General features: G+C 60.5%; 14 protein-coding genes. 7 read left to right on the top strand and 7 right to left on the bottom strand.

Annotated features, from left to right (window positions below; all coding sequences use genetic code 11):
- The first annotated feature begins 9 nt into the window (after positions 1-9).
- Entirely contained in the window at positions 10-1,080 is a 1,071-nt protein-coding gene (locus K7J14_RS11105) for a FecR domain-containing protein (protein WP_230756167.1), read from the top strand.
- 8 nt (positions 1,081-1,088) lie between these two features.
- Here K7J14_RS11105 and K7J14_RS11100 read toward each other — a convergent pair whose 3' ends face one another.
- Genes K7J14_RS11100 through K7J14_RS11090 form a run of 3 tightly spaced genes read right to left on the bottom strand, consistent with a single transcriptional unit; the run spans position 1,089 to position 4,773 of the window.
- A complete protein-coding gene (locus K7J14_RS11100; protein WP_230756165.1) occupies positions 1,089-2,117 on the bottom strand; it encodes a diaminopimelate epimerase in 1,029 nt (342 codons plus the stop codon).
- A complete protein-coding gene (locus tag K7J14_RS11095; protein WP_230756163.1) occupies positions 2,114-3,220 on the bottom strand; it encodes a D-alanine--D-alanine ligase family protein in 1,107 nt (368 codons plus the stop codon). The genes K7J14_RS11100 and K7J14_RS11095 overlap by 4 nt, the downstream gene beginning before the upstream one ends.
- A complete protein-coding gene (locus K7J14_RS11090; protein ID WP_230756161.1) occupies positions 3,217-4,773 on the bottom strand; it encodes a UDP-N-acetylmuramoyl-L-alanyl-D-glutamate--2,6-diaminopimelate ligase in 1,557 nt (518 codons plus the stop codon). Before K7J14_RS11090 ends, K7J14_RS11095 begins: the two co-directional genes overlap by 4 nt.
- A 62-nt stretch (positions 4,774-4,835) precedes the next feature.
- Here K7J14_RS11090 and queD point away from each other — a divergent pair, with 62 nt between their 5' ends.
- From queD to K7J14_RS11065, 5 genes are all read left to right on the top strand, one after another.
- Positions 4,836-5,195, top strand: coding sequence for a 6-carboxytetrahydropterin synthase QueD (gene queD / locus K7J14_RS11085; protein ID WP_230756159.1), 360 nt, complete (start codon positions 4,836-4,838; stop codon positions 5,193-5,195).
- A gap of 286 nt (positions 5,196-5,481) precedes the next feature.
- Positions 5,482-6,462: an ATP-binding cassette domain-containing protein gene (locus K7J14_RS11080; RefSeq protein ID WP_230756157.1), complete on the top strand. Its 981-nt coding sequence runs from the start codon at positions 5,482-5,484 to the stop codon at positions 6,460-6,462.
- Complete coding sequence (locus K7J14_RS11075; protein ID WP_230756154.1) at positions 6,459-7,181, top strand: ABC transporter permease; 723 nt, start codon at positions 6,459-6,461, stop codon at positions 7,179-7,181. Before K7J14_RS11080 ends, K7J14_RS11075 begins: the two co-directional genes overlap by 4 nt.
- On the top strand, positions 7,181-9,304 hold the full coding sequence (locus K7J14_RS11070) for a GldG family protein (RefSeq protein ID WP_230756152.1): 2,124 nt from the start codon (positions 7,181-7,183) through the stop codon (positions 9,302-9,304). Before K7J14_RS11075 ends, K7J14_RS11070 begins: the two co-directional genes overlap by 1 nt.
- Positions 9,301-9,888, top strand: a complete 588-nt coding sequence (locus K7J14_RS11065; RefSeq protein ID WP_230756150.1) for a DUF4340 domain-containing protein — start codon at positions 9,301-9,303, stop codon at positions 9,886-9,888. The genes K7J14_RS11070 and K7J14_RS11065 overlap by 4 nt, the downstream gene beginning before the upstream one ends.
- A gap of 350 nt (positions 9,889-10,238) precedes the next feature.
- Here the strand turns inward: K7J14_RS11065 and hisF are convergent, their stop codons facing one another.
- The 4 genes from hisF to pepF all read right to left on the bottom strand — a co-directional run bounded on the left by hisF (position 10,239) and on the right by pepF (position 15,401).
- Positions 10,239-11,003 carry an imidazole glycerol phosphate synthase subunit HisF gene (gene hisF / locus K7J14_RS11060; protein ID WP_230756147.1) on the bottom strand — a complete coding sequence of 255 codons (765 nt, stop codon included), beginning with the start codon at positions 11,001-11,003 and terminating at the stop codon, positions 10,239-10,241.
- Positions 10,997-11,632: an imidazole glycerol phosphate synthase subunit HisH gene (hisH, locus tag K7J14_RS11055; RefSeq protein ID WP_230756146.1), complete on the bottom strand. Its 636-nt coding sequence runs from the start codon at positions 11,630-11,632 to the stop codon at positions 10,997-10,999. The genes hisF and hisH overlap by 7 nt, the downstream gene beginning before the upstream one ends.
- Positions 11,633-11,790: 158 nt before the next feature.
- Positions 11,791-13,509, bottom strand: coding sequence for a RecQ family ATP-dependent DNA helicase (locus tag K7J14_RS11050; RefSeq protein WP_230756143.1), 1,719 nt, complete (start codon positions 13,507-13,509; stop codon positions 11,791-11,793).
- Between the two features lie 44 nt (positions 13,510-13,553).
- Positions 13,554-15,401 (bottom strand): oligoendopeptidase F, encoded by a 1,848-nt coding sequence (gene pepF / locus K7J14_RS11045; protein ID WP_230756141.1) that lies wholly within the window; start codon positions 15,399-15,401, stop codon positions 13,554-13,556.
- A 23-nt stretch (positions 15,402-15,424) separates the two neighbouring features.
- Here pepF and K7J14_RS11040 point away from each other — a divergent pair, with 23 nt between their 5' ends.
- Positions 15,425-17,653, top strand: coding sequence for an MFS transporter (locus tag K7J14_RS11040; RefSeq protein ID WP_230756139.1), 2,229 nt, complete (start codon positions 15,425-15,427; stop codon positions 17,651-17,653).
- Positions 17,654-17,672 lie beyond the last annotated feature (19 nt).

Raw genomic sequence — 17,672 nt, 5'->3', positions numbered from 1 at the left:
ACCATAACTATGCGAAATGAAAGACTTTTGCTCTGCGCGCTCTTCCTGATTCTCTTCCCTGCCGTCGCCGTGTTGTCCCAGGCGCGCGGAGGAGCTGTTTCCGCTCCCGATGGAAGCGGCGCCGTCTTCGGATCCATCGTATGGGCAGAAGGTTCGACTTTTACGCTGCTTCGCGGGTCTTCCCGGCGCGTGTATTCGGTCGACGATCTGGAAGCGATCGGCACCCGATTGATTTCAGGCGACATCCTGCAGACCGGACCTTCCACCTTTCTTGAATTGTCCGTGCGGGAGCCCAGGGCCTCGATTCAAATAGCGGAAAACACTTCCTTTCTCTGTTCCTCCGACTCGGCCGGCCGCTCCTCTTCCGGAGAGCTTCATTACGGCCGTATTCGCGCGAAGGTAGCAACATTGTCGGGCAATTCGTCCTTCAGGCTGTCTACCCCGACCCTGGTCGCGGGCGTCCGCGGCACTGATTTCGGCTGCGATCTTCTGGTCGATCAGGACGCCTCTTCCGCCGCGGGCGTGCGCATGACGCACCGCGTATTTTGCTTTTCCGGGGCTGTTCTGGTGTCGGAAATAACGGACGAGGGTTCCGGCGTTGCCGCCGAGCCTGTCGAGCTTTCCGGCGGCGACATGGTCGAGCGGGTGATAGAAACCGGCTCCTCTTCCGAAGCGCCGGTTCCCTTGTCGTCTCAGCCGGTATCCGGCGAAGTCGAGCAATTCTGGGGCAAGCGGCCGGTGCTCGGCCTCGATCCCGCTCTTCCCGCTTCTGATGAACCGATTGCCGAGGCGCTTCCTCCGCCCCGCGAGCCGCGGACCTGGAAGGAAGGTTCCTGGACGGTTCTCGAGATCATACGTCCCGAGTGGAGAAAAGAAGAGCTTCTCATGCGAAACAGGCAGATTCCCTCGTGGGCAGTCGCGGGCCTTATGACGCTCGGATCGACCGCCTGCGTAACCGGCGCCTGGTACGACGCGTCTGTGGATTCCGCGTCTTCGATACCCGAGCGCTCTCTTTCAGCCGGCCTCGTGATGATCGGAACCGGTTCCCTGCTCGGTCTCATTTCTTCGCTCGTTCCGTAGCCTGAGCGCTAGGGAAGGTCGAAGCGTCCTTCGAACAGATACCCGCCCGAGCCGACGACGTACAGCTCGTTGGCTTTCGCATCCCACTGAACACCGAGCCTCCTCGAGTTTCCTCTGTCCGGAGAGAGTATTTCCTCGGAACCGGAGTCGACCCCCCGGCCCGTGAACAGCACGAGCGCTTCCATTCCCGTCATGCCCGCGCAGGCGGCCGCGGTCAAGCTTGCCGCGGCGGCGGCGCACGCGCCGGATTCGGGAAGGGGATGAGTTTTTATCGACAGCGTTTCGGCGGTGACCGCCTGGGCGATTATGGTTTGAACTCGCCGGTCCGGGAAGGCTTTTTGAACGAGGCGGACGCAGGTTTCCCAGGAAAGCTCAGCTCCGCTTCGGGGAAAGGCGATAACCGTATCTTCCCTCGCGTGGACGGCCGCCATGCCGGTTCCGATTCCGTCGATTTCCAGGGTTTCAAGAGGCCGGGGAGTTTCAGGGTCGATGACGATTCCTCCGGGCATCGAAAAGGGCGCGCCGAGAGCGAGACGGAATTCATGGGCTCCCAGCACATCCAGCAGAACTTCGCCCCTCGGCAGCATGAAGCGCAGGGCCTGCGAGTTGGGGTGTCCCTTCGCCCTGGCGAAGGCTCTTCCCGAGTCGTAGGCATAGCGCGCGGCGCACAAGAGCGCGTCGTCCGGGCGATGCATGTCCTCTCCCTTCTGGTTTATCACCCGCACGCTGTTGTCAGGCCACAGAAATATGACGCCGGAGGCGCCGACTCCGTAGCGGCGGTCGCAGAGCGCCCTTCCTGCTTTTCTGAGAAAGAGGGGGTCTTTGAGCGACGGCGAGAGAGAGGAGTCTGCCTTCGAGGCTGCGCCGTCTTCGGCGTGGGCGCCGGTTCCGCAGCCTGAGCATCCGCGCGAATCCGCCCTGGCGGCGTCGGATTCCGCCTTTTTCCGGCGTTCGAGCAGGTCTTGTTCCACCTGCCCGGCGTCGATAAGCACGAATCCGTTGCCCGCGATATGCAGCTTATAGAAGGGAAGCGTCATGCGCGGCTGGTCCTGAGATTTCTCCGGGCATCGAAACGGGCTTTTGCCAAATGAACGAGCTTCATCACCAGATCTGGGTAGGGGAGGCCGGAAGCCTCGCACATTTTAGCGAACATCGATATCGAGGTGAAGCCGGGAATAGTATTGATTTCGTTGAGATAGAGGGCGTCGTTGCGTTTGTCGATGAAGAAGTCCACGCGGGAAAGGCCTGAGAGGTCGAGCGTCTTGTACGCTTCCACCGCGATCTGGCGTACTTTCTTGGTCGTCTGATCGCTCAGGTCCGCGGGGATTTTAAGCGATGCGCCGTCGGGATCGTTGTACTTCGCGTCGTAATCGTAGAACTCGTGGGTAGGGATGATTTCTCCCGGAGTGTAGGCTACCGGAGCTTCGTTTCCGGTGACCGAGCATTCGATTTCCCGGGCGGGGATGAAGGGTTCGATGATGATTTTGTCGTCCCAGGCGAAGGCTTCTCCCGCGCGCTTTTCAAGTTCTTCTGCGTTGGAGGCGCGCGCGGCGCCCACCGAGCTGCCCGCGCAGGCGGGTTTGACGAACATCGGCCAGCCGAGTTCCTTGTCCGCCTTCTGGACAAGGAGGCGCCGTTCGGCCTCGTTTACCCAGTGCGCATATTTGACCGCGATGAAGGGGACTACCGGCAACCCTGCCGCCTGCCACAGTATCTTCGTTTTTTCCTTGTCCATCGCGACGGCGCTCGCCATGACTCCGCCGCCTACATAGGGGAGGTCCGCCATTTCGCAGAGGCCCTGGACTGTTCCGTCCTCTCCGAAGGTTCCGTGGAGTACGGGAAACACGACGTCGACGGGGATTGCCTTGCCCGCGCATCTGAGGGCTCCGGCGCCGCCTGCTCCCGGCACGACCGACACGAGGGTTTCCGGGCTTTCTTCTACCGTCAGGAGGGCCGAGTGGTCCGAGCGCACTTTCTGAAGCGCTTCGCCGCTTTGGAGGTGCCAGGCGCCGTTCTTGGTTATGCCGATGAGAACGACTCCGTTGGCTTCCGCGGGGATGTGCCGCGCGATGGCCGAGGCCGAGCGGAGCGAAACTTCGTGTTCGCCGGATTTTCCGCCGTAGAGTACCGCAATATTCATTTTTTTCCTCCGTAGCCCATTTCGGCCAGAGCCGTCCGGGCTTCTCCTATCTCGTCGTACGGATCGGTGCGATCCTTGTAAATAATCGAGTTTTCGTGCCCCTTGCCGAGCAGGAGCACCAGATCGCCCGGCTGCGCCAGGGAGTAAGCTTTGCGGATCGCTTGGGGCCGGTTCGGAATGATGTAGAGTTCCTCGTTCCGCTTTTTCTCGGGGCACCCTGCCGCGATCATTTCGAGGAGCTCTACCGGGTCTTCTCCGCGCGGATCTTCGTCCGCGAGGATGATGACGTCGGAATAGTCGGCGGCGATGCGGCCCTGTTCAGGCCTTTTCAGCGTGTCGCGTTCGCCTCCCGAGCCGAACAGGGAGATGATCCTTCCTCCGATGCGCTTGCGCAGGGAGGGGAATACGGCTTGAAAGGACGAGGGAGTGTGGGCGTAATCGACGATGACCTCGAAGGGCTGGCCCTGATCGACGACTGTCATGCGGCCGGCGACCGGCTTGAGAAGCGGGAGGAGGGGAACCAGTTCCGCCACCGGTTTTTTCAGGAGTCCCGAGACCGCGATGACGGTAGCCATGACGTTGCGGACGTTGAAGGCTCCCGGAAGGTTGATGCGAACCGGATAGGAACGGTCTCCGGATTCGTTCAATTTGAAGAACACCCCGGCGGCATCGGCTTCGATGGATTCCGCGGAGAGTCCTCCCTGCTTGGTGGAGGCCCAGGTGGAAAAGCCGTACACGGACTTTTTCGTCGCGGCGCGGAAATAGGAGGCAGCAGGATCTTCGTCGTTCACCACTCCGAAGGAGGGAATCTGTTTTCCGCCTTTCAGATGGTCATGCAGGTCGAGGGCGCGGAAGAGATTCGCCTTGTCGCTTTTGTATTGTTCGTGCGTCCCGTGGAATTCGAGGTGCTCATGGGTTACGTTCGTCATCACTCCCACGTCGAAAAGCACGTCTCCCAGGCGGTTCGTCCGGGGCGAAAGGCCGTGGGACGAGGATTCGATGACCGCGTAGGCGCAGCCTGACTCCCGCATTCGGGCGAGCTTTTCATGGATGGTGACCGCTTCCGGCGTCGTCTGGTGTTCGGGATTGGGGAGAACCTCCCCGCCGAGGGAATAATCCACCGTGGAGATGAAGCCGGCTTTCTCGCCGCAGAGCCGGAGCAGCTGGAAGATGAGGGACACCGTGGTGCTTTTTCCCTCGGTGCCGGTTACTCCGACGACGGCCATGTCCCGCGACGGATGGTCGTGGAAGGCCGCCGAGAGCGGCGACATGGCGAAACGCGGATCTTCCACCCTGACGTAGACCACGCCGGGCTCGGCGTATCCGCTTTCGGCGGGGAGCGTTCCCGCGTGCACGACAGCCTTCGCTCCTGAGGCGACCGCCTGGGGAATGAATCGCGCACCGTCGGCATGGAGGCCGGGAAGGGCGAAAAAGAGGGCGCCCGGAAGAACTTTCCGGGAGTCGTATGCAAGGGAGGAAATTTTCGGGTCGGCGTTGCCGGAGACGGAAATGACGGGGATCGCGTTGAGGAAGCTGGATAGTCTTTTACTCATACTGACGCAGATTGTATCAACCCCATCTTGTGTTTGCAACACCTTCCCGGTAGTATCGGAGCATGTTTGAGATACGAGTAGAGGCCGATTTCGCGGCCGCCCATTTTTTGTCCGATTACCATGGAAAGTGCGAGCGCCTGCACGGTCATAATTATCTGGTTCACGCCCACGCGCGCGGGGAAACCCTCGATTCAGGCGGCATGCTGGTGGACTTCGGCGTGCTGAAAAAAGCGCTGCGGGACGTATGCGCGGCCCTGGACCACAGCAACCTTAACGATATGGCTGCCTTCGACCGCAACCCGAGCGCCGAACGGATCGCCGCCTACATTTTCATCGAGCTCAAGTCCATGCTTCCCGAAGTTCCTCTTTACGCGGTCGACGTCTGGGAAACCCCGACAAGCCGAGCTCGCTACATAGGGTGAGGGCTTTCACTGAGATTCAGCTGCGAGCTCAGCTCGCTATATCGGGTGAGTGCTTTCGGTTGTGAACCGGAGGCAGGAGGCGGGGAGGGGAGACGCGCCCTTGCAAGGACTTTCTTCGCGGGGGCTCCGCGCATGGCCCGTGAGCCGGCCTGAGGCCGGCGCGCCGAAGGTCCTTTTGTCTGCCTCGATTTTTTTGTTATCCGAAATGTTTTTGTAACTCGGCGCTTTTTTTTGTGTTTTGTTAAACGGCACAGTTTTGGAATTCAATATAAAAACCGGAGGAAACATGATCGAAGTTCAGCAGGTTTCCCGGCGGTTCGGAACCTTTACGGCGGTCGACGGCATCAGCTTTTCTATTCAGAAGGGCGAGATCGTCGGGCTTTTGGGGCCGAACGGCGCAGGAAAAACGACAACGATGCGGATGATCACCGGCTACCTTGAGCCGACCGCGGGCGTTATTTTGATCGACGGGGAAAACATCCTTTCGAACAGCGAAAAAGCGAAGCGGAAAATCGGGTACATGCCCGAGTCGGCGCCCCTGTATTCCGACATGATCACCGCGGATTACCTCGAATACGTGGCGGCCGTCCAGGGCGTGGACGCTTCCGAGCGCGTTCCCCAGCTCGCACGGATGTGCGGCCTTGCCGAGGTGATGCATAAAAACATCAGCGACCTTTCGCGCGGCTACCGCCAGCGGGTCGGCCTTGCGCACGCCCTGATGCAGGATCCTGAAATCCTGATTCTCGACGAGCCGACGTCCGGCCTCGATCCCAACCAGATCATCGAAGTGCGCAAGCTCATCCGCGAGATCGGGAAAACCCGGACCGTCATTATTTCCACTCATATTTTGGGCGAGGTCGAGATGCTCTGCGACCGCGTCATCATTATTTCCCGGGGAAAGATCGCGGCGGACAGCCCGACCGGCGAACTGAAAACGCGGTTCGGCCGCAGCTCCGCGGTGCGCGTGTCGGCGGCGGGATGCTCTTCCGCCGAGCTCGCCGCGGCCCTGGGTTCGCTTGAGGGAGCCGCCGGGGCGTCCGCCGTCGACGGCTTCGCCGGAGACGGAGGGCAAGCGGCCGCGGGAGAGGACACTCCGGACGGGAAGCTCGCTTCCGCTGTGGTGTCGGTCGAGGGAGACGGGGACCTTCGCGGCGCGGTTTCGCGCCTGGTCCACGGCAAGGGCTGGACGCTCTACGAGCTCGGCCTTGAGCGCAATTCGCTCGAAGACGTATTTAGAACTCTCACCTCTGGAGGAGACCTTTCATGAAGCGTTCATCACCGGTTTGGACCGTTCTCCTGAAGCGGGAACTGGGCGCCCTGTATCAGAGCCCGGTCGCGTGGATCGTGACGGTGCTTTTTTTAGCCTTTTCCGGATTTCTGTTTTTTCCGACCTTTTTCCTGGTAAACCGGGCGGAGATGCGGAACTTCTTTTCCCTCTTGCCGATTCTCTTTTCTTTTTTTCTTCCGGCGCTGACGATGCGCCTGTTAGCCGAGGAGTCCCGGAGCGGCAGCCTTGAAACCCTGCTCACGCTGCCGGTTACCGGCGCCCATGTGACGGCGGCCAAGTTTCTTTCCGTCGTGGTCTTCGTCGCGGGGATGCTCGCGCCCTCCCTGGCCTATGTGTTTTCCATCGGCATGATCGGCAATCCCGATCCGGGCCCGATTGCCGGCGGATACCTGGGCGCCCTCTTTCTTGCCGCCGCGTACGCCTCCATCGGACTGTACGCGTCGTCCGTAACGAAGAACCAGATTCTTGCCTTCTTCGTCGCGTTTTCCCTCTGCATTATGTTGACGCTCGCGCATCAGTTCGCGATCTTCCTTCCGCCCTTTTTGGTCGCTCCGGTGGAATTCCTCGGCTCCTCCTCCCATTTCGAGGCGGTGAGCCGGGGCATACTCGACACCCGCGATCTTCTGTACTTCGCATCTCTCACCGCGCTGTTCCTCGCGATGACGGTGCGCAACCTCGACGACAGGAGGACAGCCTGATGCATTCCTTTAAGAAATTCGGCGCCTGGCTCATGGGCCCGAAAAGCGATTTTCTGTTGCTCGTGTTGGTCATCGCGCTCGCGAACCTCGTCGGCGCGCGGGCTTTCTTCCGCCTCGATCTGACCTCTCAAGGGTCGTATTCTCTTTCGCAGGCGAGCCGGGAGCTGGTGTCTTCGCTTGAAGAGCCGGTGTCCGTGCGCGTGTATTTCACGAAGAATCTGCCGTCTCCGTACAACAGCGTTGAAAGCTATCTCGACGATTTATTGTCCGAATACCGCGGACACGCGAAAAAGGGCCGCTTCGCCTATCAGTTCCTGGACATGGAGGAGGCGGAGAACCGCCAGCAGGCGCAGGCCTGGGGGCTCCAGAACGTTCAGGTGCAGGAGGTCAAGGATACCGAGGTCGGGCTCAAATCCGCATGGATGGGCCTTGTCCTCGTCTACGGCGACGGGGCCGAGGTGCTCGACTCCCTGACGACGACCGAGGGACTCGAGTACCGGCTCACCACCACGCTCGGACGGATGATCGCCATGAACGACACCCTCGCCGGCCTCGACGGAAAGATTCAGCTCACCCTCTACGCTTCCTCTTCTCTCGGCAAATTCGGCATCGGCGGCTTCAAGGAGCTTCCGGGCGAAGTGTCCTCCGCCCTCGACCGGGTGAATAAGCGCAACCGCAACCGGATCGTGTTTTCTTCCGTGGATCCCGCCCCGCTCGACATGGACGCCCTCGTCGGCAAGTACGGTCTGCAAAAGATAAGCTGGGCCGCAGGCAGGGACGGAACGCCCGAGGGTTCGGGTCTGCTCGGCCTCACGCTGGAAAAGGGCGACCGCTTTATTTCGATTCCCCTTGAATTAACGCGCGGTCTGTTCGGCGGCTACGGCATCCGCGGCCTCGAGACGCTCGAAGATTCCATTTCAGGAGCCCTGCAGAGCCTCCTTTCCCGATCGGTGGAAACGGCCTATCTGACCGGCCACGGCGAAAAGAGCCTCTGGGACGCGCGCTCGGGCGCCGCCCGGCTTCAGTCTCTGGTGCAGGACCGCTACAGTTTGACCGAGTATGAAAAGGTTCAGGACGTGCCTGCGGCGGTGTCTTCCATTATGATCAACGGACCGCGCTCCGCCTTCTCCGAAGACGAGCTCTATGCCCTCGACCAGTTCCTCATGCGGGGCGGAAATCTCTTCCTCCTCCTTGATCCGATCGCGGAAATCCTGCCCGACCAGCAAATGCAGATGTACGGCGCCCAGCCGACCTATGAGTCGATCGATACCGGACTGCAGAAGCTTTTAACTGCTTGGGGAGTCGAGTTCAGCTCGTCCTACGTGATGGACAAGGCCTGCTACGTCGCGCGGCAGCAGGGAGCGGGCGACGTGCCGCTCTACTATGTGCCCCAGCTTCCGAAAGAGGGTCTTAACCCGAAGCATCCGGTTTCCAAAAATCTCGCCTACGTGCTTTTCCTGCAAACCGGCGCCCTTTCGGCTCCCTCTCTCTCTCAGGGTTTGAGCTTTACCCCGCTTGCCTCGTCCTCCCGCGAATCCTGGATTCCCGAGAAGATCACGAGTTTGAATCCGTATTCCATCATGCCGCCTTCCGAGGACGCGATGGAATCGAAGACCCTCGCCGCCTTGATCGAGGGAACCTTCCCGAGCGCGTTCGCGTCTCCTCCTACCACTGAAATTCCGGCCGAGGAGGGCGAAGCCGACGCCGGGAAAAAACAGGCGGCGTCCCCGGTCCAATCGGCAGATCTCTCGGCTACCAGACATCTTTCTTCGTCGGCCCAGAGCGGACGCGTGGCAATTTTCGGATCTTCCGCCATTACCACGCCCTCCGTCATGGACGAGAAAGGCAGCCAGCCGGTGGCGATTCTCGTGCGCAACGCGATCGACTGGCTGAACGGAAACAGCGACCTTATCCCGATGCGGACCAAGGGCCTGTCCCTAAATACCCTCGATAAAACCACCAAGGCTCAGCGGGACGCCGTCCGCGCGGTGAACCTGTACGGACTCCCCGCGGCGGTCATTCTGATAGGATTCGCTGTGTGGCGCCTGCGGGTCGCTCGCAGGAAGCGCATCAAGGATCAATACATGCCCGCCCGCACTCATAACACGGAGGTTGCCGAATGATGAAAATAGCGCCGCGGAAGGCGGTTTTGCTCGGGGCCCTCGGGGTCCTTTTGACAGTGTACGCGTTCCAGCTTGTTCTCGACGGCCGCGATTCCCCGAAAAGCCTGATTGCCGAGGGCATCGATTTCATCGCGGTCGAGAAAACGGACGGGACCGCCTGGTCCCTTTCCCTGACCGGCGATGTGTGGACGGCGGGCTCTCTGGACGGATCCACCGACCGCGTCCCCGCCGATCAGGCCAAGGCGAAATCCCTTGCGGAATCTCTTGGATCGATCAGGGTGTTGAGCGTGGTTTCCGCCGGAGGCGACGGAGAAAGATTCGGTTTTGCCGACGACGCCGCATTTCGCGTTACCGCGAAGGCGAAGGGCAAGACAGTTCGCGCCCTTGTTCTGGGCAAGACTGCATCGATTCCGAGCCAATCCTACCTCCGCGCGGACGGAAATTCCGAGATTCTCCTGGTGTCGGGCGACTTTCCGACCCGGTTCGGGGAGACTTTGGAAGATATGAAACAGAAAGAAACCGCGCCCCCGCCTTCAGTCGAAGGAGCTGCCGACCAGCCCCTCGAAGGCGCCGCACTCCAGTAAGCGTATTCCGCTGGCGGTAAGCAAACACTCTGGCGGTAAGCGAACACGCTGGCGGTAAGCGAGCACGCCGGCGGTATGCGAGCACTCTGGCGGCATGCAAGCATGCTGGCGGTATGCGAACACTCTGGCGGTATGCGAACACTCTGGCGGTAAGCAAACACGCCGGCGGTAAGCGAACACGCTGGCGGCACGCAAGCACGCTGGCGGTATGCGAGCACGCTGGCGGCACGCGAGCACTCTGGCGGTATGCGAGCACGCTGGCGGTATGCGAGCACGCCGGCGGTATGCGCGACCCGCTTGCGGTAAGCGACCGGCTGGCGGTAAGCGAGCACTCTGACGTGCTCGCCCCGCTATCTTCTGACGGGAATGCCGCGGGCGGCGAGGTCGGCTTTGATCGAGCCGATCGTATAGTCGCCGGAGTGGACCATCGAGGCGATCAGCGCCGCGTCGGCCTTGCCCGGACCGAGGACCTCGGCCATATGCGCCGGCTTTCCGGCTCCGCCTGAGGCGACGACGGGAATGCCGACGTTTTCGCTGATCATTTTGGTGATTGTCAGTTCGTAGCCGTCTCGGGTGCCGTCGGCGTCGATCGAGTTGAGCACGATTTCCCCGGCTCCGAGCCGTTCGGCGCGGATAGCCCACTCAAGGGCGTCGAGGTCCGTCGCGACGCGTCCGCCGTTCACGTAGATGCGGTAGCCGGAAGGCATCCCCGGATCTTTTTTCGCGTCCATGCCGAGAACGATGCACTGGTTTCCGAAAATGGCCGCTCCTTCTGTAAGAAGTTTCGGGTTCCTGACGGCGGGAGAATTAAGGCTCACCTTTTCCGCTCCCGCGAGAATGGTGTTTCTGATATCCTCGACCGTCGAGATTCCGCCTCCCACGCAAAAGGGAATATGGATGGTTTCGGCGACCCGCCTGATGAGATCCAGCGTCGGACCCCTGTCTCGAGCCGACGCCATGATGTCGTAGAACACCAGTTCGTCGACGCCCTGCCGGTAGTATTCCTCAGCCATGACCACCGGATCTCCGATGTCCACGTTGTCCAGGAACTTCACGCCCTTGGTGGTTCTGCCGTCTTTCACGTCGAGACAGACGATGATTCGTTTTTTCAGCATGCCGGGCCTCCCCAAGTTTTTCCGCAGAAATTCGAAAGCAGCCTGAGTCCCGCGAGGGACGATTTTTCCGGATGGAACTGCACTGCTTCCAGATTTCCCCGCTTGATTGCGCAGGGAACGGGGAATCCGTAATCAGCCGTCGCGGAGATCGCCTTCGGATCGGCCGGATCGATGTAATAGGAGTGGACGAAATAGAAGTCGCGGCCTTCCGGCACGCCGTCGAAAAGGGGAGAACCGCCGTTTGCATAGGCAATGTCGTTCCATCCCATGTGCGGAACTTTCAGCCCGATTCCCCGGAAGTTTTCGGGGAATCTCCGGATGCGGCCGGGAATCAGGCCGAGGCAGGCCGTGTCGCCTTCTTCCGAATGGTCGAAAATAATCTGCGAACCGAGACACACTCCCAGTAGCGGCTTGTCGGCGGCCGCCCAGTCTTTAAGGAAGGCGTCGAACCCGGTCTTCCTCAATTCCTGCATGGCGAATTTCGCTTCTCCGACGCCGGGGAATATGAGGCGGTCCGAACCTTCAAGGTCTTTCGGGTTCTTGGAAATGCGGTATTCGACTCCGAGAGAGAGCAGAGCCAGCTCCACGCTTCTGATATTTCCTGCGTTATAGTCCACGATTCCAGTCATGAGCCCATCCTATCGTTCAGGGGGAATGGAGGTCAAGCGCAAGCGGATCTCTGCCGATACTGCGAATACAATGACACTGATGGAACTATTGATTTTGCTGAAACAGGTGATTCTGTCCCCCGAAGTGCTCGGCGTGACCATCGTGATCGCCCTCTATATCAACATCGTGAGCTGGATCGTCCGCTACCGGAAAAGACCTCCCCGTCCTCGTCCGGTGAAGGCCTCCGCCGAACCGAAGAAAGAAGACAAGAAAAAAAATTCCGATGAGGACGACGAAGAAGAAGTCGACGATGGCGAGGATTGACCGCTCCGATGCGGTCCTTCCACGGCCAGTATTGATAAGTAGTAAGCGTTCCTTCTTTTTCGAATTCCGTAAGAGCGGATATAAAATATCCCCGCGCCCAGTATTCGATGCCGTCCTTCAGTCTTGAAGCCCGGTTCGCTTCGTTTTCGAGCATTCCCGCGGCCTCCGTCGCCGAATACGCCTTTCCGTTTTTCCTGATAAAATCCAATACGATTTGCCCGTCTTCGCTTTCCTTCCCGGGCGGAGCGGCCGTACCGCCGCACACATCGCAGCCCGAACAGGCAAGGGTTTCGCCGCCTTTGCCGTCCCCGCCCGCGCGCGGATCGCCCAGCGCCTTGAGGAGAACCAGCCGCCGGCATTCCGCTCCCGAGGCCGCTTTTTCAAGAACCTTCGCTCGCTCTTTCGCCGCTCCGTCCTTCATCCGCCGGATTCTCGCCGAATCCGATGGACTCCACAACAGCACCGCGCGAGCCTGGCCTCCGTCCCTTCCCCCGCGGCCGGCTTCCTGGATATAGGCCTCCGCAGTCGGGGGCGGATCGCGGTGTATCACCGTGCGCACGTTTTTCTTGTCGACGCCCATTCCCCAAGCGCAGGTCGTGCAGAGCACCGCCCGGTCATGGCCGTGGAACCACGCTTCTACTTCGATCTTTTCCTCCTTTTGGAGGCCCGCGTGGTAAAACCGGATGTCCTGGTCTCCGAGCACGCTCCGGAGGAGGCGGGCCGTGCGCTCCGTTCCGCCGCGGGTCGCGCAAAACACGACGAGGGGCCGCGCCGATCGATGCACTGTTCTCGCCAGCGCGGCCTCCTTCATTCTGCAACTCACCGCCTCGTAGCGGATGTTCGGACGGTCTGCCTCGCCGCGCACCAGATGGGCCCGCCCGCCGAACAGCACCTCCGCGATCCTCTCCAGCACCGGCGGCGAGGCCGTGGCGGTGAAGGCTGAAACCGCCGGAGCGCCGAGCCTGTCTATGATGCGGCCCAACTCCAGGTACGAGGGCCGGAAGGTGTCTCCCCACTCGGAGACGCAGTGCGCCTCGTCTATCGCGATATGAGCCGGCTTCATCGCCGCGATCCGCGACAATACCTTTTCTCCGGCGAGCACCTCCGGATTCGCGATGACCAGCCGGGCCGGCGGTTTTCCGTCGCGTCCCTCCAGGCGGCGATACTGCGCCTCCCGCTCCTCCGCGCTCTGCTCTCCCCTGAACAGCGCGGGCTCGAGTCCTCCCTCGTCCATGCGGCGTTTCTGGTCTCCCATTAACGCGAGCAGGGGATAGATTACGAGGGTCGGGCCTGCAGCGAAGAGGGCGGGAATCTGGAAGCACAGGGATTTGCCGGCCCCCGTGGGAAGGAGGATGATCTGGCGGCCGCGGAGGCAGCCGTCTTCGTCGAAAAGCTCTTCCTCGGCATCGGGGGAAACGTTTCCGGGGCGGGAGCAGGAACGGGCGTGTTCGCCGGCCGCAAGGGCGTCGAGTATGTTGGCTATCACGAGCCGTTGCCAGGGATAGAGGTAGGAAATGTGAAAGGTATTCCGGGCAGCCAGAACAACCGGATCTTCAATATGGACAGGTTCCATGCGGAACACTTACGCCCATATCGAAGATCCTGCCCTGTTTTTATTTAGAGAATCGCGTCCAGCTGATCGACGATGGCGGCGAAGGACTTGCAGGCGGCTTCGATCGGAGCCGGGCTTTGCATGTCGACTCCCGCGACTTTCAGCGCGTCGATCGGGTAGCGCGAGCCTCCGGATTTCAGGAAGGCGAAGTAGTCGTCCCGTTCGCGGTCTCCTCCCGAGGACACCCGTTCCGCGAGGGCGAGCGACGCGGATATGCCGGTGGCGTACTTGTACACGTAGTAGGCGTTGTAGAAGTGGGGGATGCGCAAGCCCTCGAGATCGCTTTCGTTTTCGAAGGCCATTTCCGGTCCGAAATAGGTTTCCAGAAGGCTGCGGTATTCGGATCTCAGCAGTTCGACCGTCAGCGGCGTTCCCTCTTCCACGAGCGCGTGGGCGCGGTGTTCGTATTCGGCGAACATGGTTTGGCGGTAGAGGGTTGCGAGAATGTCGCTCGCGCGGGTTGAAAGGAGGTATGCCTTCATGCGTTCGTCCTTGGCCGTGCTCATGAGGCGGCGGAAGAGGAGGTCTTCGTTGAAGGTGGAGGCGACTTCCGCTTCGAAGATCGTGTAGTTGTAGGACATGAAGGGGTTGCTGCGAGCCGAGTAGTGGCTGTGCATGGAGTGTCCGCCTTCGTGGGCGAGCGTGAACACGTCCCTGAGCACCTCTTCCTTGTAATTCATGAGGATGTAGGGGTAGCCGTCGTAGCCGCCGGAGGAAAAGGCGCCCGAGCGTTTCCCCTTGTTTTCGTACCGGTCCACCCATCCGCCGAGGAGGCCCTTTTTCAGGGTGTCCGTATATTCGGCGCCGAGGGGGGCGAGGGCGTCCGTTATCAGTTCGACCGCCTGACCGTACGGGGTCGTCGATTTGATTTCTCCGACGAGGGGTACGTATACGTCGTAGTGGCGCAGCTGGTCTACTTTCAGCGCGCGCTTGCGCACCGCGTAGTACTTGTGGAGCGGGGCGAGGTTGGATCTCACCGTCTTGACGAGATTGTCGTAGACGGCTTCGTCGACATGGTCGGGAAAGAGCTCCATTTTGCGGGCTGAGGAGTAGCCCCTGATGCGCGCTGTCGCCACGTCCTGATTCACGCTGCCGGTGTAGAGGGTCGCGAGGGTGTTCTTGTGGGCGTCGTAGGCTCCGTAGAATTTTTCGTAGGCCTGCTTCCGCACGGCCCGGTCGGGATTCTCCAGGAATTTCGACCAGGTCGTCTGGCTCAGCGGTTCTTCTCCCTTCTCGGTCTTGACGGTTCCGAAATCGATGTCGACGTTCGTCAGAATGGAGAAGGCGTTCCGGGGAGCCTGATGGGCTTCGAGCTGGAGAGCGAGAATCCGCTCTTCTTTTTCGGAAAGAATGAAGGGCTTGAGGCGGAGGAGTTTTTCGATCCATACGGCGAAGGGCGCAAAGGACGATTTGAGCGGTTCCGGAGCGTCCGGCGAAATCCATGAACGGACCGTGTCTTCGCCGAGGGCCTGGAGGGCGGGCACTACCCAGCTGAGCGCGGCTTCGAAGGCGCTCGCCGCCATGAGGTAGCGTCCCGTGCGGTCGAGGTTCGCGCTGTCGCTTTCGTCCGCGCTTTTTTTGAGGAAGGCGTAGTTTCCGAGCCGCTCCGCGAGCCGCTGCGCCTCTTCCCAGAGCGAGAGCGCCGCGGCCCAGTCGGCCGGGCTGCCGCCTGAATGCGCGGCTGAGCCCTCCGCGGGGCAAAGCTTTTCGCGGTAGGCGTTGACGGCGTCTGTATATGAAGCGAATCGGTCGAGCGCCGTATTCCACTCGGCATCGCCCGGGAACAAGGACGAAAGATCCCACTGATCCTGAGCCGGCACGTCTTTGCGTGCGGGTATGGTTGTCTGTTTCATTCAGAAAAGATACAATTAAAACAATGACTGAGCAACTGTCGCCTTTCAGAATCAAACAGGGCCGGCGAATCTTCGATTCATACAGCGCAGTGAACTCTTTTTCCTTCGCCCTGGTGACGGGCAATACGATCACGCTGTACGCCATGGCGATCGGCGCGAGCGGAACCGTCGTCGGTTTGCTCGGCGCCTTCATGTATCTGTCGTTCTTCGCCATCCCGCTCGGCAAGGCGGCCCTCCGCCGGGGCACCCTCGTGCGGACCTTCGCGAACAGCTGGATGCTCCGCAACTGGTCTCTCGTTCCCCTCCTGTTCATTCCGTACCTCGCGGCCCGCGGGCAAAACCGGGCCGCGATTTTCATTCTCCTGCTGTGCGTCTTCCTGTTCAATCTGTTCCGGGGCGTCGGCCTCATTGCGAATAATCCCGTCATCGGAGTGCTGGCCCCCGGGAAGGATAGGGGCGAGTACATCGTGCGCCTCTCGCTCATCAATAACGGAACCGCCCTTATCGCCACGATCGGCCTCGCGGCTCTTTTGTGGATGGATTCGGGAGTGCATACCTATAATCTGGTAACCCTCGTCGGCATCATTACCGGCATCATCGCCTCATCCCTGTTATACCGGCTTCCCGATCCGGGCAAGCCCAGGGATTTGCCGGGAAGTGCGAGCTCTTCATTCGCTTCTCGCGTAAAGGAATCCTTCTCTCAGCCGAATTTCAGGCGATTCCTCCTGAGCTATCTGATCATGGGACTCGGCATCGGCATGGCGCGCCCCTTCATCATCGTGTACTGCAAAACCGTCTACGGCCAGACGGACAGCCTCGTTACCGTCTTCACGCTCTGTTCGAGCGTCGGCGCCCTCGCTATGGGCTTGGTGATGCGCCTGGCGATAGACCGGCTCGGCTCCAAGCCCATGTACATCATTTTCTCCACAGTGAGCCTCTTGAGCCTTATTCCCGCCCTTATCGCCCCGGGAATCGGCTTCGGCTTGTTCTCCCTCGTTTTCCTCTGCCTCTTCGCCGCGGCTACGAACATGGGCTTCGCGGGCCAGGAAAACGCCGCTCAAACCTACTTTTTCGCCATGGTGCCCAAAGAATCCATCATGGATCTCAGCATGCTCTATTATTTCATACTCGGAGGAACCGGAGCCCTCGGCTCTGCCTTCGGCGGCGCCTTTCTCGACCTCCTCACCGGAGCGGGGCTTCCCTGGCTCTGGGCCTTCCGAGTCTTCTTCCTCGCAAGCGTGCTGCTCATCTGGCTCGGCTCCCTTGTCCAGCGAAAGCTGCAGGACATGGGAAGCTATCCGGTCAAGGACACCCTCGCGATTCTGTTTTCTCCCCGGGACATGCGCGCCCTCACCCTGCTCAGGCGCCTCGACGCGAACGAGGATCCCGACGAGGAAACGGAAATAATCGCCGAGCTCGGCGAGGTGAAATCCCGGGTTTCGGTATCCGGCCTTCTCGACCATCTTTCGTCCCCGCGCTTCGCCGTCCGCTATGAAGCGCTCCAGTCCGTCTCCTCCCTCGACCGCCTCGATTCGCGCATCCGCGACGCCCTGCTCAGGGAGCTCGAGGAGGGCGCCTTTTCGACGGCGGCCCTCGCTGCCCGGTTTCTGGGTAAATTCGGCGTTTCACAGGCGGTTCCCAAACTTCGCGAAGCCCTGAAAAGCCCCGACTATCGGTTGGTCGGCGAAGCGATGCTCGCCCTCGCGCGGCTCAAGGACGGAAAGGGACAGTTCATGGTCAGCGATATGCTCCTTACGACCGCCAATCCCTTTTTATTGATCCGGGGCGTTCAGGCAATGGAGGAATACGGCACCGCGGCCTCGGTTCCCATCCTCCTCGACCTGCTCCGGAACGAAGCTCTGCCCGCACACATAACCGACGAAACGATTTTAATTCTTTCCCAGCTCATGGGCGTACCCAAGCGCTTCTTTTATTTGTTTGAACAATATATCGGCGACCATCCGGCCGCTCCCCGAATTCTGGAGGAAGTCTACGACGAGTATTCCTCGCGCTTCCACCGGACCGACGGAAGGCTGCAGCGGATCGTGAGCGATTTCATCCGCGATGTGAATCAGGATTCGGCCTTTGTCCGCTGGGTGCTCGATTACGGAAGCGGCCGCACCGGCGTGTATTCGGCTCTTTTGGTGAGCGTTGCCCTCGACGCGGGCCTCAACCGGCAGGAGTCGTTCAGGTTTTTTCTCTGTTATTGGGCTCTCTCTGTTTTCGCCAATCCGGCCCTGATTGAAAAGTAACTCCTCTTGAGGTATTGTG

This window comes from Teretinema zuelzerae, assembly GCF_021021555.1.
GTDB lineage: Bacteria > Spirochaetota > Spirochaetia > Treponematales > Treponemataceae > Teretinema > Teretinema zuelzerae.
Note: the sequence above shows the minus strand (reverse complement) of the source record. Positions and strands in the feature narration are given on the sequence as shown.